Source organism: Bradyrhizobium sp. LB8.2 (assembly GCF_040548035.1).
Classification (GTDB): domain Bacteria; phylum Pseudomonadota; class Alphaproteobacteria; order Rhizobiales; family Xanthobacteraceae; genus Bradyrhizobium.
The window spans coordinates 15,606-37,256 of sequence record NZ_JBEPQV010000038.1; the positions used below are offsets into that span (position 1 = coordinate 15,606).

General features: G+C 64.2%; 19 protein-coding genes and 1 pseudogene. 11 read left to right on the forward strand and 9 right to left on the reverse strand.

Annotated features, from left to right (window positions below; all coding sequences use genetic code 11):
* Positions 1-33: 33 nt before the first annotated feature.
* The 3 genes from ABIB06_RS33330 to ABIB06_RS33340 form a co-directional block, all read right to left on the reverse strand.
* Positions 34-843, reverse strand: coding sequence for a hormone-sensitive lipase (locus ABIB06_RS33330; protein WP_354052981.1), 810 nt, complete (start codon positions 841-843; stop codon positions 34-36).
* Positions 844-1,102: 259 nt separating this feature from the next.
* Complete coding sequence (locus ABIB06_RS33335) at positions 1,103-2,380, reverse strand: ArgE/DapE family deacylase (protein ID WP_354052982.1); 1,278 nt, start codon at positions 2,378-2,380, stop codon at positions 1,103-1,105.
* Between the two features lie 54 nt (positions 2,381-2,434).
* Complete coding sequence (locus tag ABIB06_RS33340; protein WP_354052984.1) at positions 2,435-3,160, reverse strand: pyridoxamine 5'-phosphate oxidase family protein; 726 nt, start codon at positions 3,158-3,160, stop codon at positions 2,435-2,437.
* Between the two features lie 75 nt (positions 3,161-3,235).
* On the opposite strand from ABIB06_RS33340, the gene pdxR reads away from it, so the two are divergent.
* Together pdxR and ABIB06_RS33350 are read left to right on the forward strand one after the other, a co-directional pair.
* Positions 3,236-4,708 (forward strand): MocR-like pyridoxine biosynthesis transcription factor PdxR, encoded by a 1,473-nt coding sequence (pdxR, locus tag ABIB06_RS33345; RefSeq protein WP_354052986.1) that lies wholly within the window; start codon positions 3,236-3,238, stop codon positions 4,706-4,708.
* A 67-nt stretch (positions 4,709-4,775) separates the two neighbouring features.
* Positions 4,776-5,021, forward strand: a complete 246-nt coding sequence (locus ABIB06_RS33350) for a DUF6719 family protein (protein ID WP_354053025.1) — start codon at positions 4,776-4,778, stop codon at positions 5,019-5,021.
* A gap of 3 nt (positions 5,022-5,024) precedes the next feature.
* Here the strand turns inward: ABIB06_RS33350 and ABIB06_RS33355 are convergent, their stop codons facing one another.
* Both ABIB06_RS33355 and ABIB06_RS33360 read right to left on the reverse strand, forming a co-directional pair.
* Entirely contained in the window at positions 5,025-5,390 is a 366-nt protein-coding gene (locus ABIB06_RS33355; RefSeq protein WP_247443474.1) for a hypothetical protein, read from the reverse strand.
* A 35-nt stretch (positions 5,391-5,425) separates the two neighbouring features.
* Positions 5,426-5,590 carry a hypothetical protein gene (locus ABIB06_RS33360; protein WP_354052988.1) on the reverse strand — a complete coding sequence of 55 codons (165 nt, stop codon included), beginning with the start codon at positions 5,588-5,590 and terminating at the stop codon, positions 5,426-5,428.
* Positions 5,591-6,028: 438 nt separating this feature from the next.
* On the opposite strand from ABIB06_RS33360, the gene ABIB06_RS33365 reads away from it, so the two are divergent.
* On the forward strand, positions 6,029-6,238 hold the full coding sequence (locus tag ABIB06_RS33365; RefSeq protein WP_354052990.1) for a hypothetical protein: 210 nt from the start codon (positions 6,029-6,031) through the stop codon (positions 6,236-6,238).
* A 31-nt stretch (positions 6,239-6,269) separates the two neighbouring features.
* Here ABIB06_RS33365 and ABIB06_RS33370 read toward each other — a convergent pair whose 3' ends face one another.
* Positions 6,270-6,818 (reverse strand): CreA family protein, encoded by a 549-nt coding sequence (locus ABIB06_RS33370; RefSeq protein ID WP_247346465.1) that lies wholly within the window; start codon positions 6,816-6,818, stop codon positions 6,270-6,272.
* A gap of 208 nt (positions 6,819-7,026) precedes the next feature.
* On the opposite strand from ABIB06_RS33370, the gene ABIB06_RS33375 reads away from it, so the two are divergent.
* The 4 genes from ABIB06_RS33375 to ABIB06_RS33390 all read left to right on the forward strand — a co-directional run bounded on the left by ABIB06_RS33375 (position 7,027) and on the right by ABIB06_RS33390 (position 11,102).
* Positions 7,027-8,700 carry a L,D-transpeptidase family protein gene (locus tag ABIB06_RS33375; RefSeq protein WP_354069907.1) on the forward strand — a complete coding sequence of 558 codons (1,674 nt, stop codon included), beginning with the start codon at positions 7,027-7,029 and terminating at the stop codon, positions 8,698-8,700.
* A gap of 101 nt (positions 8,701-8,801) precedes the next feature.
* Positions 8,802-9,368 (forward strand): glutathione peroxidase, encoded by a 567-nt coding sequence (locus tag ABIB06_RS33380; protein ID WP_354052993.1) that lies wholly within the window; start codon positions 8,802-8,804, stop codon positions 9,366-9,368.
* A gap of 164 nt (positions 9,369-9,532) precedes the next feature.
* Entirely contained in the window at positions 9,533-10,543 is a 1,011-nt protein-coding gene (locus tag ABIB06_RS33385) for a polysaccharide deacetylase family protein (RefSeq protein WP_354052995.1), read from the forward strand.
* Between the two features lie 7 nt (positions 10,544-10,550).
* Positions 10,551-11,102 carry a dihydrofolate reductase family protein gene (locus ABIB06_RS33390; RefSeq protein ID WP_247443467.1) on the forward strand — a complete coding sequence of 184 codons (552 nt, stop codon included), beginning with the start codon at positions 10,551-10,553 and terminating at the stop codon, positions 11,100-11,102.
* An 11-nt stretch (positions 11,103-11,113) separates the two neighbouring features.
* On the opposite strand, the gene ABIB06_RS33395 is transcribed toward ABIB06_RS33390, so the two are convergent.
* Positions 11,114-11,566, reverse strand: a complete 453-nt coding sequence (locus ABIB06_RS33395) for a DoxX family protein (RefSeq protein ID WP_354052997.1) — start codon at positions 11,564-11,566, stop codon at positions 11,114-11,116.
* Positions 11,567-11,786: 220 nt separating this feature from the next.
* The gene (locus ABIB06_RS33400; RefSeq protein ID WP_354052999.1) at positions 11,787-14,096 is read right to left on the reverse strand and encodes an NADP-dependent malic enzyme; all 2,310 of its coding nucleotides are present in this window, start codon (positions 14,094-14,096) and stop codon (positions 11,787-11,789) included.
* 245 nt (positions 14,097-14,341) lie between these two features.
* Between ABIB06_RS33400 and ABIB06_RS33405 the strand changes: the two genes are divergently transcribed.
* Positions 14,342-16,309, forward strand: coding sequence for an aq_1923 C-terminal domain (locus ABIB06_RS33405; RefSeq protein ID WP_354053001.1), 1,968 nt, complete (start codon positions 14,342-14,344; stop codon positions 16,307-16,309).
* 43 nt (positions 16,310-16,352) lie between these two features.
* Here the strand turns inward: ABIB06_RS33405 and aspS are convergent, their stop codons facing one another.
* Positions 16,353-18,125: an aspartate--tRNA ligase gene (aspS, locus tag ABIB06_RS33410; RefSeq protein ID WP_354053003.1), complete on the reverse strand. Its 1,773-nt coding sequence runs from the start codon at positions 18,123-18,125 to the stop codon at positions 16,353-16,355.
* Positions 18,126-18,320: 195 nt separating this feature from the next.
* Between aspS and ABIB06_RS33415 the strand changes: the two genes are divergently transcribed.
* From ABIB06_RS33415 to rnd, 3 genes and pseudogenes are all read left to right on the forward strand, one after another.
* On the forward strand, positions 18,321-19,796 hold the full coding sequence (locus ABIB06_RS33415; RefSeq protein ID WP_354053005.1) for a protein adenylyltransferase SelO: 1,476 nt from the start codon (positions 18,321-18,323) through the stop codon (positions 19,794-19,796).
* A 56-nt stretch (positions 19,797-19,852) separates the two neighbouring features.
* Positions 19,853-19,963: pseudogene (locus ABIB06_RS33420) on the forward strand (LysR family transcriptional regulator); the annotation flags it as partial.
* A gap of 366 nt (positions 19,964-20,329) precedes the next feature.
* Positions 20,330-21,481, forward strand: coding sequence for a ribonuclease D (gene rnd, locus ABIB06_RS33425; protein ID WP_247346408.1), 1,152 nt, complete (start codon positions 20,330-20,332; stop codon positions 21,479-21,481).
* The last annotated feature ends 170 nt before the right edge of the window (positions 21,482-21,651 follow it).

Below are 21,651 nucleotides of genomic sequence, written 5' to 3' on the forward strand. Positions count from 1 at the left end.
GACAGGCCCTTTCGATCGATCTTCTAGGCCTCGTCAGTCGAGGCCGATCAGGCGTGCGGTGATTGGCGATGACGGGTCCTTGAGGGGGTCGATCACGGTGAAATGGTTCAGCCCGGGATCGACAACGAGACGCGTCGACACGTCGAATCCAGTCCAGACATTGGCCATCAGATCGGACTGGCGAATGAATTCGGGTCGCTCGTTGCCGCCGACCCAGGCGGTCACGGGCGAATGCCCGCGCGGCAGATGCAGCGCCGCGCTTTCCAGCGTCGCCTCCTCCGTCGTCATGCGCAGCGTTTCGTTCATCCTGGTCTTGAGCAGCGGACGCAGATCATGCAGCCCGCTGATCGAGAGCGTGCCGACGATGCGGTTGAAGACGGCGGGCTCGAGCCGGCTATCATCGCACAGCATGCGCGTGACGAGATGCCCGCCGGCGGAGTGGCCGGCGAGCCGGATCGGGCCTGCGACGAGCGAAGCCGCCTTGGAGATGGCGGCGGTGATCTCGGCGGTGATGTCTGAGATGCGCGCGGATGGCGCCAGCGTGTAGCTCGGCAATGCCACCGTCCAGCTGTGTTGGCGCGCGCCTTCGGCGAGATCAGTCCATGTCGATTTGTCGAAGCGCATCCAGTAGCCGCCGTGGACGAACACGACGAGGCCCTTACTGTCGCCGTCGGGCAGGATCAGGTCGAGGCACTGGCGCTCAGCCGGGCCATAGGCGATGTCAGCGCGAAAATCTTTCAGACCGGCGCGGTAAGCCGCCGCCCGCTCCGTCCATTGCGCCGGCATCTTGTCCGAGCCCGGGATATGGGCTGAATTGGCGTAAGCATCATCCCAATCGCGCATCGCTGCTTCCTCGACGGACTCAGGCCTTGTGGACCTGACGCCAGTCTGCCACCGGCGCGGGCGGCATCCTAGTCTTTAGTTTAAGCTTAAAGGATTTGGGGCGCCGGTGGATTGGGCAGGCGAAGCTTTGTCTGGTTCGTTCCCCGGGCGCAGCGCGAAGCGGTGCGCTGCTGAACCGGGGTCCAACGTGTGCGGTGACGTGGGTCCCGGCTCTGCGGCGCACAGCTTCGCGCTACGCCGCAGAGCCGGGACACGAGACCTACCCCTTCTCGACCCCGCACCAATCCGCGATGAACAGCGCCATCGCCTTGGTCGTCTTCCTTAGCGAGTCCAGATCGACGAATTCATTGAAGCCGTGCATCTCGCCGCCGCTCGCGCCGAAGCAGAGGCTTGGGATACCGTGATTGAGGCCATAGAAGCGGGTGTCGGTGAGCGCGGTGAAGACGAGGTCTTCGACCTCGCCGCCATAGACGGTGTTGAAGGCCTTGCCGAACGCCGCCTCGGGCGCGGCGGCGTCAGTCAGTTCATACCCCTCCGACAAGAAGCCCGACCATTCGATCTCCGGCGGATTGTTGGCGAGAAAGCGGTGGTTGCGCGCGGCAGCCGCAACGCAGGCCATGATCTCCTTCTGGTGATCGGCGATCGACCAGCCTGGCAACACTGCAATGCGGCAATCGACGTCGCACCAGGCCGGCACGCTGGAAGCCCAGTCGCCGCCCTTGATGATGCCGGGGTTGAAGTTGATCGGATGGTTCAGCGTCTTGAAGTGCCGATCGGCTTTCGCACGCTCGTTCCACTCGACCTCAAGCTTTTGCAGCGACTGGATCAAATGATAGGCAGCCATGATTGCGTTCGCGCCGGAGCCGGCGAAGGCAACGTGGGTCGGATGGCCCTTCACGCGCAGACGAAACCAGATCACGCCGACCTGCGAGCGCACCATCTTGCCGCCGGTCGGCTCAGGGATGAAGCAGGCGTCCGCACGATAGCCGCGCTGAAGCGTCGAGAGCGCACCGACGCCGGTGCTCTCCTCCTCGATCACGGACTGGAAATGAATCCGCGCCGTCGGCTTGAGGCCCGCGACCTTGATCGCATCGAGCGCTGACAGGGCTGCGATGGTGCCCGACTTCATGTCGCAGGCACCGCGGCCGAACATCTTGCCGTCCTTGATGACGGGCGAGAATGGCGGGGTGTCCCACAGTTCCAGCGGCCCCGCGGGCACGACGTCGCAGTGGCCCTGCAGGATCAGCGATTTGCCGCCATTCGTTTGCGGACGATAGGTCCCGACCACCGAGCGCGCCTTCGAGAAGTCATGCTCGATGGGCCCGAAGCCGCGCAGATCCTTGAGGTCGTCGACATTGATGTGCCAGTCGTCGACCTCGTAGCCGCGCTCGCGCAGGAGGTCGCCGATCATGTCCTGGCACGGTCCCTCCGCCCCGCGGGTCGAGGGGATCGCGACGAAATCGCTTGTGGTCGCAAGCTGGGCTTCGAAGCCGGCGTCGACGGCGCCAAGAATCCTCTGCTGCGTTTCGGCATTCATCAGGCAACTCCAATTGGGCATTCAGATCATCGATGGAGCGCAAGCTAGCCGATTTCAGCCGTTCGGGTACTCTGCAAAATAGGCATCCCGCAATGCATCTTCGAGCAGCCGGCCCTCGGAATAGCCATTCAGTGTCGCCGGCCGGCTCACGCCGTCGAGCAGCCGCGGGCAAGGTTCCGGCGCGCCGAGCACGGTGCGCACCGGAATGCGTTCGGCATAGATCGGCAATTCGTAGTCCTCGTCATCGTCGGCGACACCCTTGGCACGGACTTTCGCGGAGGCTTCCTCGATCTCCATCGCGATGAAGGAGGTCGCCTTGATCTCCTGCGTATTGGTCGCCCGCAGGCCTGCGCTGCGATCCGGGAAGAAGCGGTCGACCATGGCGATCACCGCGCGCTCTTTCTCCTCTGGATCGGTGACGAGATAGGCGGTGCCGAACGCCATCACGGCGCGATAGTCGGCCGAGTGATTGAACCCGCAGCGCGCCAGCACCAGGCTGTCGAGATGGGCGACCGTCAGGCACACGCGTTCGCCCTTGGTCTGGTTGCGCAGCATGCGGCTGGCGCTCGATCCGTGCCAGTACAGCTTGGTCCGTTCGCGCCAGAAGAAAGTGGGCGTGCAATAGGGTTGGCCGTCGATCGCGTAAGAGACGTGGCAGAGCATCGAGGAATCCAGGATGCGATGAACGGTATCGTGATCGTAGAAGCCGCGGTCGTGACGGCGCTTCACCTGGTTGCGCGCGGACGTCGGATAGGAATTTTGGCTCTCGGTCTGGCTCACGGCCGCTCCTGTCGGACTGGAAACAATTCCAGAGCAGTTGTAGCCACAGATTTGGTCTGCGATAGTGCCAATTCCATGCAAAAAATTCCGACCAATTTTGTCCCTTCGCCGGCCAAGGCCGAGCTGCCGCTCGACCTCACCGGTCCGCACATCACGGCCGCCGCCTCGTCGGCGCACCGGCTGTATCAGGCACTGTGCGAGATGATCGTCGGCGGCCTGGTGAAACCCGGCGAGCCGCTGCCGCCGTCGCGCACGCTGGCCAAACAGACCGGCTTTCGGCGCAACGCCGTCGTCACCGCCTATGAGCGCCTGATCGCCGACGGCTTTGCCGACGCCACCGTCGGCTCCGGCACGTTCGTCGCCGCGCGTATCCCCGCGCGCGCGGCCGAGCCGAAGCGGCCGAAGATCATCGTCGAAACGCCGGGGCAAGGCGCGTTTTCGCTCGGCTGCACCCATATCGACGCGCGAGCCGTGCAGCGTTTCCGCGCCTTCGTCGGCCGGCGCATGCGCGCCTTCGGCGCGGAGCATCTGCATTACGGCGATCCTCGTGGAAGCCGCGAGCTGCGTGCCGCCATAGCCGATCATCTTTTGTCAGCGCGGGGCCTGCGCTGCGATCCCGATCAGATCATGCTAACGTCAGGCACGCTGCACGCGCTGCGCATCGTGCTGAGCGCGATCCTGAAGCCGAACGACCAGGTTTGGTGCGAAGACCCCGGCTACCCGGCTGCGCGGAAAACCATCGCGCATTGCGGCTATCGCGCCGTGCCCGTTCCCGTCGACCCGCACGGCATGCGTGTCGCCAGGGGCCGCAATGCGGCGCGGTCCGCGCGCGCAGCCTATGTGACGCCGTCGCACCAGTTTCCGCTGGGCGTGCAGATGTCGATGCCGCGGCGGCTCGAGCTGCTGGACTGGGCGAAGCAGGCTGGCGCCTTCGTGCTGGAGGACGATTACGACAGTGAGTTCCGTTATGACGGCGCGCCGCTGATGTCGCTTGCCGGCATCGATCACCTCCAGCGCGTGATCTACATGGGCACCTTCGCCAAGACGCTGTTTCCGGGCCTGCGCATCGGCTATTGCGCCCTGCCCGAGCGCCTGATCGCGGATGTCACCGCCGCGCGGGCCGCGCTCGACCGGTTTCCCGGCACGCTGATGGAGGGCGCGGTGGCCGACATGCTCAACTCCGGCGCGTTTGCCGCGAACCTGAAGCGGGTGCGCAAGCTGTACCGCGAGGCGCGTGACGCGCTGGCCGAGACCCTGGAAGCCGCATCCGACGGCGTGCTGTCGGTGCCGGTCCCGTCACAGGGCCTGCATCTCGTCGCCCGGTTCGAGCCCTCGGTCGACCTGCCTGTGGCCGCAGAAGCCAAGCAGGCCGCCGGCGCCGAAGGCTGGCTATTGGCCGACACCTATTCACGGGCACGTCCCCTGCCCGGTTTCGTGCTGGGATTTTCCGGCCACTCGGTTCCGAAGCTCGTGGCTTCCGCCGAGCGGCTCGCGCGGGAATCGCGCGCGGCCTTGCGTGCGAGGAGCAAGCCGGCCCGGCGGGCATGACGAACGTTCACTATGAGAATCGGCGGCCGCTCCCTACATTGCGGCATTGATGCTGGGACCTCACACCATGCTGCTGCGCCGTGCGACTTACCTCTCGCTCCTGATCTCCATCGCACTCGCCGCGACGGCGCGCGCAGGCACGATCGGACGCGAGCAGGACATCGTCGATCTCAAGCTCGGCCAGCGCGTGCAGGTGGATGACGGAACCTGCCCCGCTGGACAGATCAAGGAAGTGCGCGGCGCCAAGATGACCGAGAAGGGCGTGGCGCGGACCAGCGTCTGCGTGCCGCGACACGGTCCAAGATCGAGGTGACGGCTACGATTTGGCCGGATCGAACATGCATTGCAGGGTCGGCTTGGCGATTTTGGTGAAAGTCGGCCCGATCTCGCCTTGCTTGGACGTCGGCACCCAATCGGTCTCGATCGTCGGCACGCCGGTCTCGCTGATGCCGCGCAGCAGCGCCTCGCGCAAATCCCGATCCTCGACGACCGCGGCGGCATGGTCGTGCAGGCAGCCGCAGACTTCCTCCGGATGTTCCCAGCGCCCGAGCATGCGCGGCGCACACTGACGCACGAATTCGGTGCGGGGATCCGGCAGCCTCGCGGGCGAACGCACCTGGGCCTGGGCGGCACTGATCGTCAGAACGGATATGAACGCCGCAGCGCCGAAACGAACAAGCATGATGGCCTTTATCGGCTGTTTTTTGTTGTTGGCGATCAGAAGCGCGCGGCGACCACGATCGGCTGCGGCATAATGGTAGTGATTGGCGACCCGCTGTACCGGAAGGTGCCGACACCCGGGAGATTGCCGTCCGGCGAGCCTGCGAACGAGGAGCCGGCGAGCACGAAACCAAAAGCAAGGATGAGGCTGAGCGTGCGCATGGACTTATCTCCGAATTCGGTGGCCGGCGGTGAACCGTCGTCGTTGTGAGGTGATAACCATGGGCGGTTTCGCGTGTGATGCGCCAAAGGCCGAAAATGGTTTCATCTCCGTGAGAATTGTTTCGTCCCGCTCGGGGCGACGACACATTCGGCGGAAAATCTCAGTGTTTTCAAATGGGTCGTGCCGCTGCCGAATGTCGTTGGCAGGTTCCGTGCGAGCTCGGACGTGCGCCGGACGATAGGCGCCGTCATAGTCCCGCCTCGCACGTTTCACATGGTCCCGCCTCGCACGTTTCACATGCATTTTACGTTTTTCTGCTGAAGAGAAGCCGAACGAAGGCTGGGCCCTGTTGAACTGGGGGCGCTTCGGCTGCGACCCAAGCCATCGAAACCTGGACGTCCGGATCACTGGGCGCGCTCATTTGAGGAATGGCCATCATGATGGCGCAAGATCGCGCACGGCCGCGCGATGCGGACCTACGGACAGACCGCGGAGATCAACGACCCGTTCGCAGCGGCGCCACCTCGCCCGGCGAAATGGTGCTGCAATCGAGCCGCGGCTTTGAGGCCGTGCCACAGATGTTCGTGCGGCTGACCGGCTCGTATCTTGCAAAGCCCCGCGCCTGCCGCGCAGGCATCACTGAGTGAACGCAAACGTCATTGAGTGAACGCAAGCGCGTCACTGAGTGAAGAATTCGCCGCACTTCTGGACGTTTGCGTCCGCAGGCCCCCATGGCATGATCGGTACGGTCGAGGTCGAGTTCTTCGGTGAACCCTCGATCAGCCTGTCCGAATAAACCATGTAGACCAGCACGTTGCGCTTGGCGTCACAGCCGCGAACGATCTGCATCTTCTTGAAGAACAGCGAGCGGCGCTGGCGGAACATGTCGTCGCCCTGCTCCATCTTGTTCTTGAACTTGATCGGGCCGACCTGACGGCAGGCGAGCGAGATGTCCGAAACCTCCTCGGCAAGGCCCAACCAGCCCTTGAAGCCGCCCTTCTCCGGTATCGTGAAATGACAGGCCACGCCCTCGACCTCAGGATCGTCCAACCCGTAGGTCGCGAGCTTGTCGTTCGGGCTCATCCATTTGAACACGGTCGATCGGCGGAAGATCAGATCGGGCTCGTCCGCGGCGGAGGCGGACGTTGCCGACCCGGTCAGCGCCAGGAAGAATAAAGCGAGGCCTTTCAAGCGGATGCCGGAAAGACCGGGGAAACGAGATGACATGAAGTTCTCCGGTAACAAGTCCCTGCAATGTAGGCATCTGGCGGCCGATCAGGAAGACGGCCCGCAATCCGACACGCCCGCCGTTTACCGCTCCGTGAGGCTTTCTTGCTACGGTTTGGACAAAAGTAGCTGATGGCAGAACTGCCGTGCTGGTGAACGCGTATCCCCTCTGAGAGACTAACATCTGATTTGGATTGTGGATTGGAAGATGAATAGCGTGAAAGGGTCCGGTTTTTCTGCCAAACCGACGCGGCTTTGGCAGGTCGCCATTTTGACGGCGGCGGGTGCGATCGGTACCGCAAGCCAGGCAGACGCAGCGTTTTATTACTGGACCGATTATTCCGACGGGTTCTACGGGCGCCAGGAGCGCCATTCCGAAGTCCCGCGCCAGAAGCCACAGAAGCGCGGCGCGGCCGGCAAGAAAGGCGTCGTTGCCGAGAAAGAAGCCGGCACGAAACCGCAAGGTCCTCTCGTCATCGTCGTCTCGATCGACCGGCAGAGAGTCACGGTCTACGACACCAACGGCGTGTTCGCGGAATCTCCGGTGTCGACGGGCATGAAGGGCCATTCGACGCCGATGGGTGTGTTCAGTGTCATCCAAAAGCACAAATTCCACCACTCCAACATCTATAGCGGCGCGCCGATGCCGTACATGCAGCGGGTCACGTGGTCCGGCATCGCCATGCATGCCGGCGTGCTGCCGGGCTATCCGGCCTCGCATGGCTGCATCCGCATGCCGATGGCGTTCGCGGTGAAGATGTGGAACTGGACCAGGATGGGCGCGCGCGTGATCGTTTCGCCCCGCCAGATATCGCCGCAGAACTTCTCACATCCGCTGCTCGCCTCCGTGCGCGTGCCGCCGCAACCCGCGGCCAGCCTGGAGCCGCAGACCAATGCCAGCGACAAGGCCGACAAGGACGCGGCCAATACCTGGGCCGCCGAAGCCAAGCCGGCTGAAACGAAGACCGCCAGCGCCGACGGCGCGCTCGAGCTGCGCTCGTCGGTAGGCCACACCGCAATGTCGGACGTGACCACCGGCAATGCGCCGACCCGCGGCGAAGCCGCGGCATCGACCCAGACCGAGCCGACGGCAAAGCCTGAGACCAAGACCGCTGAGGCATCTGACGCGGCCAAACCACAGGAACCCGCAAGCACCGAAGCGAAGCCTGTCGAAGCCGCGGAGGCGCTTAAAGAAACGACCAAAGAAACGACCAAGGCTTCGACGGCTGCCGGAGACAAGGTAGAGGCAGCCAAGTCTGACGCCGTAAAGTCTAACGCCGCAAAGTCTGACACCGCAAAGTCCGAGCCCGCGAAGACGTCCGATGCACCAGCCACCGCGCCGGCACAGGCCGCCATGCCCGACGTCACGAAGGACGAAACCCGCGCCGCCGATCCGGCGCCGGCCGCAAAGCCGGAAGCGCCCAAGCGCGCCGGCCAGATCGCGGTCTTCATCAGCCGCAAGGATTCCAAGCTCTACGTGCGGCAGAACTTTGCGCCGCTATTCGAGGTGCCCGTCACGATCGCAGCGAGCGATCGGCCGCTCGGCACGCATGTCTTCACCGCCGAAGTCGACAAAGCCGATGCCAATGCGCTGCATTGGTCGGTGGTGTCCTTGCCAGTGTCCGTCCGCTCTGCCGCGCGCGAAGATGACGGCCGCGCGACACGCCGCCAGAGTGGTGCCGCCGTCATCCCCGTCGCCATCAAGCCGGTGGTGACACCGGACAGCCCGGCCGAGGCGCTCGACCGCGTCTCGATCCCTGCCGACACCATGGTCAAGATCAACGAGATGCTGACGTCGGGCGGATCGATCATCATCTCCGATCAGGGCATCAACCAGGGCGAGACCGGCGAAGGCACCGACTTCATCGTGCGGCTCTACTGAGCAGTTCGCCGCGTCAGATCGCGTCAGATAACGTGGTGTTGAGCAGGCTGATCGCCGCGGCGGAGTAAGGTGAGTCCCGGATCAGGTCCGGGGACGCCGCCATGCTGAACCGCAGGACCATGCTCGCCGCGCTTCTGATGACGGCCGCATCGGCAACGCGCGCGTTTGCCAACGGCGGCATGAGCCGTATACCGGCCTACGCCTTTTCCTTCCCTGCATTGTCAGGCGACGACATCCGCCTTGCGGCTTTCACCGGCAAGCCGCTGCTGGTGGTCAACACCGCTTCGCTCTGCGGTTACACGCCGCAATATGCCGGCCTGCAAGAAATCTGGAGCGAGTTTCGCGAACGCGGGCTCACCGTGATCGGCGTTCCCTCCAACGATTTTGGCGGACAGGAGCCCGGCGGCACCAGCGAGATCTCGGAGACCGCGCACCACCAATATGGCGTTACCTTCCCGATTGCGGCCAAGGCCGTCGTGGTCGGTGCGAAGGCGCATCCATTCTACAAATGGGCGGCAGAGGCGCGGCCAAAGGAGGTCCCGAAATGGAACTTCCACAAATATCTGATCGGCCGTGACGGCTACATCGCCGACGTCTTTGCATCCACGGTCGAGCCGGCCGACACGCGGATCAAGACGGCAATCGCCAAGACGCTGGCCGACAGCTGACGGGCCGCAGCCCAATCCGGTTGGGCACAATTGTGGTGAGGCGCCAAACAGCCGTTGCAATGGCGAGGGCCCACCATCTAGGCTAGGATTGTTTGGGGCAGGATGGTTTTGCCGGAAGCGAAAAGCCACGGCAGAACAACGGGATCAATCTCGAGGACAATACCATGCGTGTGGCAGCAGGACTGATTTTGGCAAGCGCGATGTCAGTTGCGTTGACAGGCGCGGCATGGTCGCAAACCCCCGCGGCAAAACCTGCAGCCGCTACCCAGGCGGTACCCGCCGCAGTGCCCGCTCCAGCACCTGCTGCTTCCGCGGCTGCAGCCGCCGCACCGGCGCAACCGGCCTTCCCACCGCCGCCGAAGCAAGCGCCGCAGCCTGCCCGTGCCGCCTGCAACACGCCCGGCGCGCTCGGCGTCGCCCGCACCGTCGAGATCGACACCACGGGGGGCCCCGGCTTTGGCTTCGAGCATTTCAAGGAGCTCGACTTCCTGCGCGACAAGGAGGTGGTGCTGACCTTCGACGACGGTCCATGGCCGAAGAACACACCCGCGGTGCTGAAGGCGCTCGCCGACGAATGCACCACCGGCATCTTCTTCTCCATCGGCAAGCACGCGACCTATGAGCCGGAGATCCTGAAGCAGGTCTACGCGGCCGGCCACACCGTGGGCACCCACACCTGGTCGCACGCCAACCTCAACAACAAGAAGCTCACGGAAGCGCAGCGCAAGGAAGAGATCGAGAAGGGTCTTTCCGCGGTGAAATGGGCGCTCGGCGGCATCTCGCCCTCGCCGTTCTTCCGCTTCCCGGCGCTCCAGCACCCGCCGGAGATGGTCACCTATCTCGGCAACCGCAACGTCGCGATCTTCTCCTGCGACATCGACTCCTTCGACTTCAAGGCCTCGAAGCCCGAGAAGGTGATCGAGACCGTGATGAAGAAGCTCGACAGCAAGGGCAAGGGCATCATCTTGATGCACGACTTCCAGAAGCATACGGCGGAGGCCCTGCCCGAGTTGCTCAAGCGCCTGAAGGCGGGCGGCTACAAGGTGGTGGCGATGCGCGCCAAGTTCCCCGCCTCGTCGCTGCCCGAATACGATCAGGAGCTGCTCAAGGACGTCAAGCTGCCGACAGTCAGCACCCGGCCGGTCAACAGCGTCGTCACGACAGTTTCCGAATAGCCGGCAATTGTCTTTCCGCTTCGAAGGCTACGTCATCGTCTCCGCGGACGGCATGCTCGCCGATCCGGCGCACGTCATGCCAGACAGCCTGAAGTTCGAAGGCGACAAGCTGTTCTTCGAACAGGCGCTCGATCGCGCCGCGCTGGTCGTGCACGGCCGGCACTCCCACGAGCAGCAGCCGAATTCACCCAAGCGCAAGCGCCTGATCCTGACCCGCAAGATCAAGGCTCTGACCGTCGATCCCGAGATGCCGAACGCGACATTGTGGAATCCGGATCATGCGCGCTTCGAGGAGGCCTGCGCCTTCGCCGATGTCGCCTCCGGCACCATCGCGATCATCGGCGGCCCCGTCGTGTTCGACATGTTCATGGACCGCTACGACACGTTCTGGCTGTCGGAAGCCCCCCATCTGCGGCTGCCCGGCGGCGAAGGCTGTTTTGTGGATGTACCGGCGCGGACCCCGCACGAGGTGCTTGCGTCACACGGGATGAAGCCGGGCACGCCGTATCTGCTCGATGCGGCGCATGACGTGACCGTCACGCCGTGGCGTAGGACGTAGGTGGTTTAGCCTCACACGTCCCCGTAGGCCGCCTCGGCCGGACGCGTGGCGCGGCCGTAGCCCATGATCATGAACAGCGCGCCGATGATCGAGAGGTTCTTGAGCGCGTCAACCAGCATCGTGGCGTTCTCGGGCGCCGCCTGGTTCCAGAAGTCGTAGAACAGGAAGGTCGCGACCGCAACATAGATGATCATCAGCATCGCGAAGAAGCGCGCGCCGAAATTCAGCGCGATCATCACCCCCGCGATGATCTCGAGCACGCCGACCGCGATCGCCAGCAGTTGCGGCGTGGACATGGCCGTCGCCGTCTCGATCTGCTTGGCGTAAGGCGCGATCATCTCGGGCACCACGACCTTGGCGGTGATGAAATCAACCGTCGCCTGCATGGCAAACAGTCTTGCCGCGCCCGTGTAGATGAACAGCACGGCGAACAGGATTCGCCCGAAAGTCACGAACGCTGGCATGATCGGCCTCTTGGCTCAGGCTTTCTGAAATCGCAACGTTGACGAAAGCACCGAGCGATTATGAAGAGTCATTCGCCGGTTTACAAACGGGGAAATCGCTAACTGCAAGTAATTCAAAAATAGCCCCGCGCACGAACTTCCCCTCATCCGGCGCTTCGCGCCACCTTCTCCCACAACAAGGGGAGAAGGGATTGCACCTCCGGCGGCGCTTCAGTTCGCCTTAGGTAAACAACGTCGGCTGCTGCCGGGCCGCGCGCTCCTGCGCTTCGACCACGGCCACCGCGGTCATGTTGAGGATGCCACGTGCCGTCACCGACGGGGTGAGGATGTGGGCCGGGCGCGCCGGGCCGATCAGGATCGGGCCGACGGGGAGCGCGTCCGCCAGCGACTTGATCATCTGATAGGCGACGTTGGCGGTGTCGAGGCTCGGCATCATCATGATGTTGGCCTCACCCTCGAGCTTGGAGTGCGGCAGCACCATTTTTCGCGCCGCGGCTGAGAGGGCGGTGTCGCCTTGCATCTCGCCGTCGGCCTCGATCTCCGGATGCTTCTCCTTCAGGAGCTGGGTTGCCCGGCGCATCTTGCGCGAGGAGTCCGTGTCGTAGCTGCCGAAATCCGAATGCGACACAAAGGCGATCTTCGGCTTGATGTTGAAGCGCTGGACGTGAACCGCCGCGAGCGAAGCGATCTCGGCGAGCTCCTCGGCGCTCGGATTGGGCCGCACCTGGGTGTCGGCGATGAAGAAGGCGCCCTTGCTCGTGATCAGCAGCGCCAGCGCCGCATAGTCGCTGATCCCCGGGCAGAACCCGACGATCTCGCGGACATGGCGCAGATGGCTCATGTAGCGGCCCTCGACGCCGCAGAGCATGGCGTCGGCCTCTCCGCGCACCACCGCGAGCGCGGCGATGACGGTGTTGTTGGTGCGCACCACCGTGCGCGCCGCATCCGGCGTGACGCCGCAGCGGCCGGCGACCTCGACATAGGACTGCACGTAGGAGCGGTAGCGCGGATCGTCCTCGGGATTGATGAGGTCGAAGTCCTTGCCGGCCTTGATCGAGAGGCCGAAGCGCTTGATGCGCGCCTCGACCACCGACGGACGTCCGACCAGGATCGGCGTCGCCAATTTCTCTTCCAGCACCACTTGCGTGGCGCGCAGCACGCGCTCGTCCTCGCCTTCGGCGTAGATCACGCGCACCGGCTGGGTCTTGGCCTTGGCGAACATCGGCTTCATGACGAGGCCGGAGCGGAAGGCGAAGCGCTCGAGCAGCGCGGTGTATTCGTCGAAATTCGTGATGGGGCGGGTCGCAACGCCCGATTCTATCGCCGCTTTCGCCACCGCCGGCGCGATGCGCAGGATCAATCGGGGATCAAACGGGCTCGGGATCAGCGAGCCCGGTCCGAAACCCTGCGTTTCGCCGGTGTCAAAGCCTTGCGCGACCGCATCGGACGGCGCCTCGCGCGCGAGCTGTGCGATCGCCTCCACGGCGGCGTGCTTCATCTCCTCGTTGATCGCGGTGGCGCCGACGTCGAGCGCGCCGCGGAAGATGAAGGGAAAGCACAGGACGTTGTTGACCTGGTTCGGATAGTCCGAGCGCCCGGTGCAGATCATGGCGTCAGGGCGCGCCTTGCGCGCCTCTTCCGGCATGATCTCCGGCGTCGGGTTCGCGAGCGCCATGATCAGGGGCTTGTCGCCCATCGCCTTGGCCATCTCGGGCTTGAGCACGCCCGGTGCCGACAGGCCGATGAAGATGTCGGCGCCGCCGATCACGTCGGCCAGCGTGCGCTTGTCGGTCTTCTGCGCATAGACCGCCTTCCAGCGGTCCATCGTGGTGTTGCGGCCCTCGTGCACGAGGCCGTCGATGTCGCAGACCCAGATGTTCTTGCGCTGCGCGCCCATCGACACCAGCAGGTTCAGCGTCGCGATCGCGGCGGCCCCTGCCCCCGACGCCACGATCTTGACGTCGGACAGCTTCTTGCCGTTCAGCCTGAGACCATTGGTGATGGCGGCGGCAACGATGATCGCGGTGCCGTGCTGGTCGTCATGGAAGACCGGGATCTTCATGCGCTCCTTGAGCTGCGCCTCGATCTCGAAGCACTCCGGTCCGCGGATGTCCTCGAGATTGATGCCGCCGAAGGTCGGCTCGAGCGCGGCCACGGTCTCGACCACGCGATCGATAGTGTCGGCGGCGATCTCGATGTCGAACACGTCGATGCCGGCGAATTTCTTGAACAGGACCGCCTTGCCCTCCATCACCGGCTTCGAGGCCAGCGGGCCGATATTGCCGAGACCAAGCACGGCGGTGCCGTTCGAGACCACGGCGACCAGATTGGAGCGGATCGTCAGCGTCGCCGCTTCCGCCGGGTTCTTGGCGATCTCCATGCAGGCGGCGGCGACGCCTGGAGAATAGGCAAGCGCGAGGTCGCGCTGGTTGGCGAGCGGCTTGCTCGCCTGGATCTCGAGCTTTCCGGGGCGCGGCAGACGGTGATAGGCCAGCGCCGCCTGGTGGAGATCATCGGAATAAGACGACATGCGGTGTCTCGCCTCGCGTTACCGGCCTCAAACTACGTTGTCCTGACCGGCCCGCCTTCCGGTGGTATTTCCGGGTCATGGAAACGGGATGAAGCACGGCGGGCGCCCCGGTGGCAACATCCGATTGCGGCCCCGTCAACAGGGCGCGCGGTCAAATATCTGATAGCGCTAGCTTTCCCTAGACCGCGCGTTGCTTTGCGAATATGGCAGGTTGCGTAGTGCAACGCGGGCAACTGGAGCTGGGAATGAAGCGAATCCTGATCGGCCTGATCGTTGTGGCCGTGGTGGCCGCGGGCGGATGGTTCGGCTTCAGCCTCTACGCAAAACATCGCGTCACCGCCGAGATCGAGGCGGCCTTCGAGCAGATCCGCTCCGGTGGCGGCAAGGCGAGCCACGGCAAGGTGGCGTTCGATCTGACGAACCGGACGTTGACTATCGAGGATATCGCGGTTGAGCCTGCCAAGCAGCCGCAGGCTCATGTCAAGATCGCCGCCATCAAGGGCGTGGGCATCCGCCAGGTCGAGGAGACGCGCTTCGCGGCCGACAGTATCGATATCTCGGGCTTCGAAGTCGCGCTGGACGAGGTCGGCCCGGGGAAGCTGAAAGTCTCCTACAAGATCCCGCAGTTGACCATACGGGATTACGTCGGTCCAATTCATGCTCAGAACGCGCCGACGTCAGGCTCCCTGATCGACATGTACCGTTTCGTGCTCGATCAATACGCAAACGTGACGGCTTCTTCCGTCATCGCGCCTACCCTCGCAGTCGCCTTCGATGCGGGCAAAAGCACCGGAGGCAGTGGCGAGGTCGCCTATTCGGGTCTCGCGATCCAGAAGCTCGGCCAAGGCAAGATCGCCGCGATCAAGGCGGAGCGCGCCAGTTTCACGATCAACGTGTCGCAGCCGGGCAAGGCGGACAAGCTGACCGGCGAGTTGTCCGACATCATCATCAATGATTTCGATTCTACCGCGATCGCTGCCGCGCTCGATCCGCTGAAGGCCAACGACGATAGCTATCATCGTGTCTACGGAAAGATATCCAGCGGCACTTATGTCGTGACGTCGACGCTCGGCATCCGGATGCAGGTCGATGGGGTCGCCATCACCGACATGGCGGTGCAACCATCGAAATTCCGGCCGGCCGAGATCCTGGCGCTGCTGCCGACGGACAGCTCGGTCCCGCCGACGCCGGCGCAATCGCGCGAGATGTTGGAAAAGCTCGCTGGTTTCTATGAAGGCCTTCGCGTCGGCAAGATCGAGATCGGCACCATGTCGATGACGACCCCGCAAGGGACGCCCCGGCTCAGGGCCATCAGATACCAGGAGGGCGAGTTCGCGCTCGAAGGTCTCGAGGCGCCGACGCCGCAAGGGCAAATCAAGATGGAGCGCTTCGCACTCAAATCGCTCAGCATCGCGAACCTGATGCGCTGGGCGGCGAGCCTCACCCATCCCGGACAGCCCCCCTCGCCGGATCAGATGCTGGATCTGTTCCGGGTGCTCGCGGGCGCAGAGATCAAGGGCGTGTCGGCGCCTTACAAAAACACCAAGAAGCTGGTCACGATCGACACGCTCAGCCCGGACTGGGGACAGATGATCGGCTCGATCCCGAGCAAGGTACATGCGGTCGCCAAGATGGTCATGCCCACCGATCCGTCCGACCCGAAGCAGATTACATTGATGCTCAGCGGGATCGACAAGCTCGCGATCGACCTCGATCTCGGCGCGGCGTGGACAGAACAGTCCAACAGCTTCGTTCTGACGCCCGCGACCCTCGACATCGGGATCGCAAAAGTGCAATTGCGTATCGCGCTCAGCAACGTACCGCGCGAAGTGTTTTCGACCGATCCCGCCCAACTGATGGGTCAAGCGGCCCGGATTGAGGCTGTCGCGCTCGAGTTCTCAGTGCGCGACAATGGTTTCGTCGATTCCGCGGCGACGCAGAATGCACGGGGGCGAAATGTCAGCCGCGACGCCGCGCGCCAGACACTCGTCGACAGCGTCAAAGCCTACCGAGCAGATATCGCCGCCGCCAATCCGGAGGCAGGCACGGCAGTGGATGCGGTCGCAAGCTTCATCGAAACGCCGGGCCAGACGCTCGTCGTCAAAGTCACGCCGCGCGCGAAGGTGCCGCTGATGCAATTGATGCAGCTCTTCAATGCCGACCCGGAGGGCACGCTGGCGCAGTTCAATATCGAGGCGTCGACGGGGCTGTAGGGAAACGAGGCGCAGCTCTGTCGGCGTCATTGCGGAGACAGCCTCACTTCTGCGGCAGGCTCACCTTCACATGCAGATCGCGGAGCTGCTTGGTGCTGGCGTCCGACGGCGCGCCCATCAGCAAATCCATGGCCTGCTGGTTCATCGGGAACAGCGAGATCTCGCGCAGATTGTTGGTGCCGCACAAGAGCATCACGATGCGGTCAACGCCCGCGGCCATGCCGCCATGCGGCGGCGCGCCGTACTGGAAAGCGCGGTACATGCCGCCGAAGCGATCGACCACTTCCTGCTCGCCATAGCCGGCGATCTCGAACGCCTTCACCATGGCTTCCGGCACGTGGTTGCGGATGCCGCCCGAGGCAATCTCGTACCCGTTGCAGGTGATGTCGTACTGGAACGCCTTGATGGTCAGCGGATCCTGCGACTTCAACGTTTCCAAGCCGCCCTGCGGCATCGAGAACGGGTTGTGCGAGAAGTCGACCTTCTTGTCCTCCTCGTTGTACTCGTACATCGGGAAGTCGACGATCCAGGCCAGTTCGAACCGCTCCTTGTCGGTGAGGTTCAATTCCTCGCCGACCTTGTTGCGGGCCAACCCTGAAAACTTCCAGAACTTGTCGGGATCGCCGGCGACGAAGAAGGCGGCATCGCCTTCCTTGGTGCCGATCTGCGCGCGGATCGCAGCAGTGCGCTCGGGCCCGATGTTGTTCGCGAGCGGACCGGCACCCTCGCCGCCCTCGCGCCACATGATGTAGCCGAGGCCCGGCTGGCCTTCGCCCTGCGCCCATGAATTCATGCGGTCGCAGAAGGCGCGCGAGCCGCCGCCCGGCGCGGGAATCGCCCAGACCTGGTTCTTGGGGTCTTCGAGCATGCGCGCGAACACCTTGAAACCCGAGCCGCGAAAATGCTCGGAGACGTCCTGCATCTCGATGGGGTTGCGCAGGTCCGGCTTGTCGCTGCCGTACTTTCGCAGCGACTCGGCGAACGGAATCCGACGCCAGTTCTTGCTCACCGGCTTGCCCTTGGCGAACTCCTCGAACACGCCGGTGATGACAGGCTCCATCGCCGCGAAGACGTTTTCCTGCGTGACAAAGCTCATCTCGACGTCGAGCTGGTAGAACTCGCCGGGCAGACGGTCGGCACGCGGGTCCTCGTCGCGGAAACAGGGCGCGATCTGGAAGTAGCGGTCGAAGCCCGACATCATCAAGAGCTGCTTGTACTGCTGCGGCGCCTGCGGCAGCGCGTAGAATTTTCCCGGATGGATGCGCGAGGGCACCAGGAAGTCGCGCGCGCCTTCCGGCGAGGACGCGGTCAGGATCGGGGTGTTGAACTCGAAGAAGCCCTGCCCCTCCATGCGCCGGCGCATCGACTTGATGATCTCGACGCGCGTCATGATGTTCTGATGCAGCTTCTCGCGGCGCAGGTCGAGGAAGCGATACTTCAGGCGGATGTCTTCGGGATATTCCTGCTCGCCGAACACCGGCAGCGGCAGGTCGCCGGCCGGGCCCAGAACCTCGATCTCGCTGACATAGATCTCGATCTTGCCCGTCGGCAGATCCTCATTGTCGGTGCCTTCGGGGCGACGACGGGCCTTGCCGTCCATCCGTACCACGAATTCCGAGCGCAGCTTTTCAGCCTGCGAGAACGCCGGCGAGTCCGGGTCGACCACGCATTGGGTCAGGCCGTAATGGTCGCGCAGGTCGATGAACAGCACGCCGCCATGGTCGCGAACGCGATGGACCCAGCCTGAAAGGCGGACCGTCTCGCCGATGTTGTTCTCGCGGAGCGCGCCGCATGTATGTGACCGGTAGCGATGCATGGTCGTCCCAAAATCAATGTCGGAGGATCGAATCGGACCGCCGAAAACGGCCGGTCCAAAGTTGCGGCAGGGTTTACCCGACGGGGCCCAAGGCGGCAACCAAGGGAACGCCCTGTTTTCGGCTGGAAGTGTCCATTTTTGGTCAATCTGGGCTCAAGCCTTTGCCATCAGGCGTTCCACGCCTATCTTGAGGCCATGACAGTCCATTTCCCGTTCCAGAACTCCTATTCGGCGCTGCCGGACAGCTTCTTCGCCCGGGTCGCACCGACGCCGGTGGCAGCGCCCCGGCTGATCAAGCTGAACCGGCCGCTGGCGGTCCAGCTTGGGCTCGATCCGGATGTGCTGGAGACGCCCGAAGGCGCCGAAATTCTGGCGGGCAAGACGGTTCCTGACGGAGCCGATCCCATCGCCATGGCCTATGCCGGCCACCAGTTCGGGCAATTCGTCCCACAGCTCGGCGACGGCCGGGCGGTCCTGCTCGGCGAGGTCATCGACAAAGACGGCATCCGCCGCGACATCCAGCTCAAGGGCTCGGGCCCCACCCCGTTTTCCCGCCGCGGCGATGGCCGCGCCGCGCTCGGGCCGGTGCTGCGCGAATACATTGTCAGCGAGGCGATGTTCGCGCTGGGCATTCCGACCACCCGCTCGCTCGCCGCCGTCGTCACCGGCGAGCACGTCATTCGCGAGACCGCGCTGCCCGGCGCGGTGCTGACCCGCGTGGCCTCGAGCCACATCCGCGTCGGCACCTTCCAGTTCTTTGCCGTCCGCCGCGACGCCGACGCGATCCGCCAGCTCGCCGACCACGTCCTCGCCAGGCACTATCCGGAGCTGCTTGGCGTCGATAGGCCCTACCACGCACTGCTCGCCGGTGTCGTCGCGCGCCAGGCCGACCTGGTCGCGCGCTGGCTACTGGTCGGCTTCATCCACGGCGTGATGAACACCGACAACAGCTCCGTCTCCGGCGAGACCATCGATTACGGTCCGTGCGCCTTCATGGACGCCTATAATCCCGCGCAGGTGTTTTCCTCGATCGACGAGATGGGCCGCTACGCCTATGCCAACCAGCCGCGCATCGCGCTGTGGAATCTGACCCGGCTGGCCGAATGCCTGTTGCCGCTGTTTGGTGAAGAGCAGGAAAAGGCGATCGAGCAGGCGCAGGAGATCCTTGGTGCACTTCCGGACACCTTCAGCAAAGCCTATCAGGCAGGCCTGCGCCGGAAGATCGGGCTATTCACCGAGCGCGACGGCGACGAGGCGCTGATCCAGGACCTGCTGGATGCGATGGCGAAGAACCAGGCTGATTTCACCCTCACCTTCCGCAAGCTGGGCGACGCCGCTGGCAGTCTCGTTGCGGATGCCGCGCGCGCGCAGTTCACGGACCCCACAGCCTTCGACGAGTGGGCCAACCGCTGGCACGAGCGCACGGCTCTGGAGCCGCAGTCTGCAACCGAGCGGCAAGCCGCCATGCACGCCGTCAACCCGATGTTCATTCCCCGCAACCACCGCGTCGAAGCCGTGATCCAGGCCGCGGTGAACAACGACGACTACGCGCCGTTCGAGGAATTGGTGAAGGTGCTGGCCAAGCCCTACGAGGACCAGCCCGAGTACGCGGCCTACGCCGATCCGCCGCTGCCGGACCAACGGGTGTTGCAGACGTTCTGCGGGACGTGAGGACGTTCAATTCGGTAGGGTGGATTAGTTAGCCGAAGGCGTAATCTATGATGCGGGGGCGTGTCCGGCCGTGGCTGTTTCCGCAAACAGACCGGCCTCCACGCGAGATCATGCCTTCAGGCAGGCTGAGGCTCGACGATCTTGAGGCGATCGCCGATGCCGCCGCGGTCGTGACGTGATCGTGGGCCTCAAGTCCCGTTAACCCCGCGTCCACCATCCGGCCCGGCCCGCCGCCGGTAACCACGAGAATTAACAGACCCTCAATTCGCCCCGGACAAGTTTAGCAATGTTTCCGAGGGGTTTTGCCATGGATCTGTTGGTTTTCGAGTTCCTGGGACTGGCGCTGGTCGCCATGTGCGTGGTCGTGGTGGCACTGCCTTGCGCCCGAAAACCCTCGCGCCGGGTCCGTTACGAATAGGATTATCGTCGGAAAATGCGATTCCGGCCCAAATGCAAGGCTCGAATTCGCTTAGAGCCCCTTGACATCACAGCGCTTTCGGCAGAACGGCTGATGGACTTGTCATGGGCCGTTCATGGATTTGATTACCACCACCGCTGACCTTGCGGCTGCCTGCAGCCGGCTGGCCAAGCACCCCGTCATAACAGTCGATACCGAGTTCCTGCGCGAGACCACCTATTACCCGCTGCTGTGCGTGGTGCAGATGGCCAGCGCTGAGGAAGCGATCGTCATCGACACCCTCGCCGAGGGCATCGACCTCAAGCCGTTCTTCGAGCTGATGGCCAACGAGGGCGTGCTGAAGGTGTTCCACGCCGCCCGCCAGGACATCGAGATCATCTGGCACCAGGCCAACATCATTCCGCACCCGGTGTTCGACACGCAGGTCGCGGCTATGGTGCTCGGCTACGGCGACAGCATCGCCTACGACGCGCTGGTCGAGAAGGTCGCCGGCCACCGGCCCGACAAGACCCACCGCTTCACCGACTGGTCGCGCCGGCCGCTGACCAAGGAGCAGATGCATTACGCCGTGTCCGACGTCACGCATCTGCGTGACGTGTTCGCCGCGCTCGATGCCGATCTGAAGAAGCGCCGCCGCAGCGAGTGGGTCTCCATCGAGATGGAGGTCCTGACCTCGCCGAAGACCTACGACTTCCACCCCGAACGCGCCTGGGAACGGCTCAAGACGCGGGTGCGCAAGCCCAAGGACCTTGCGGTCCTGATGGAGGTCGCCGCCTGGCGCGAGCAGGAGGCGCAGAGCCGCGACGTGCCGCGCGGCCGCGTGCTGCGCGACGAGGCAGTCAGCGACATCGCGACCCACGCGCCGAACACGATCGAAAAGCTCGCAAACTTGCGCTCCGTGCCGAAGGGTTTCGAGAAATCAAAATGGGGCGCGGACATCGTCGCAGCGGTCGAGCGCGGGCTGGCGCGGGATCCCGCCACGCTGCCGAAGCTGGAGAAGCCGCGCAACAACAACAATGGCGCCGCAATCGTGGAGCTGTTGAAGGTGCTGCTGCGGATGACCGCGGAGCGCCATGCGGTCGCCAGCAAGGTGATTGCGACCGTCGACGATCTCGAGGAGATCGCGGCCAGCGACGAGGCCGACGTGCCGGCGCTACGCGGCTGGCGCCGCGAACTGTTCGGCGAAGCCGCACTGAAACTGAAGCGCGGCGAGCTGGCGCTGGCGGTCGAGAAAGGCCGCGTGATCGGGGTTCAGCGGGCGGAATAGGCAAGTCGCTAACTGCCAACGCGAAAACAGTGTTGCACCGTCATCCTGAGGTGCGAGGCGCGCGGTGCGAAGCATCGCACGGGGAGCCTCGAAGGATGCACGGCCCCGCTGCCGCAGTCGGGCCGTCGCCCTTCGAGGCTCGCCAAAGGGGCGAGCACCTCCAGCGACAA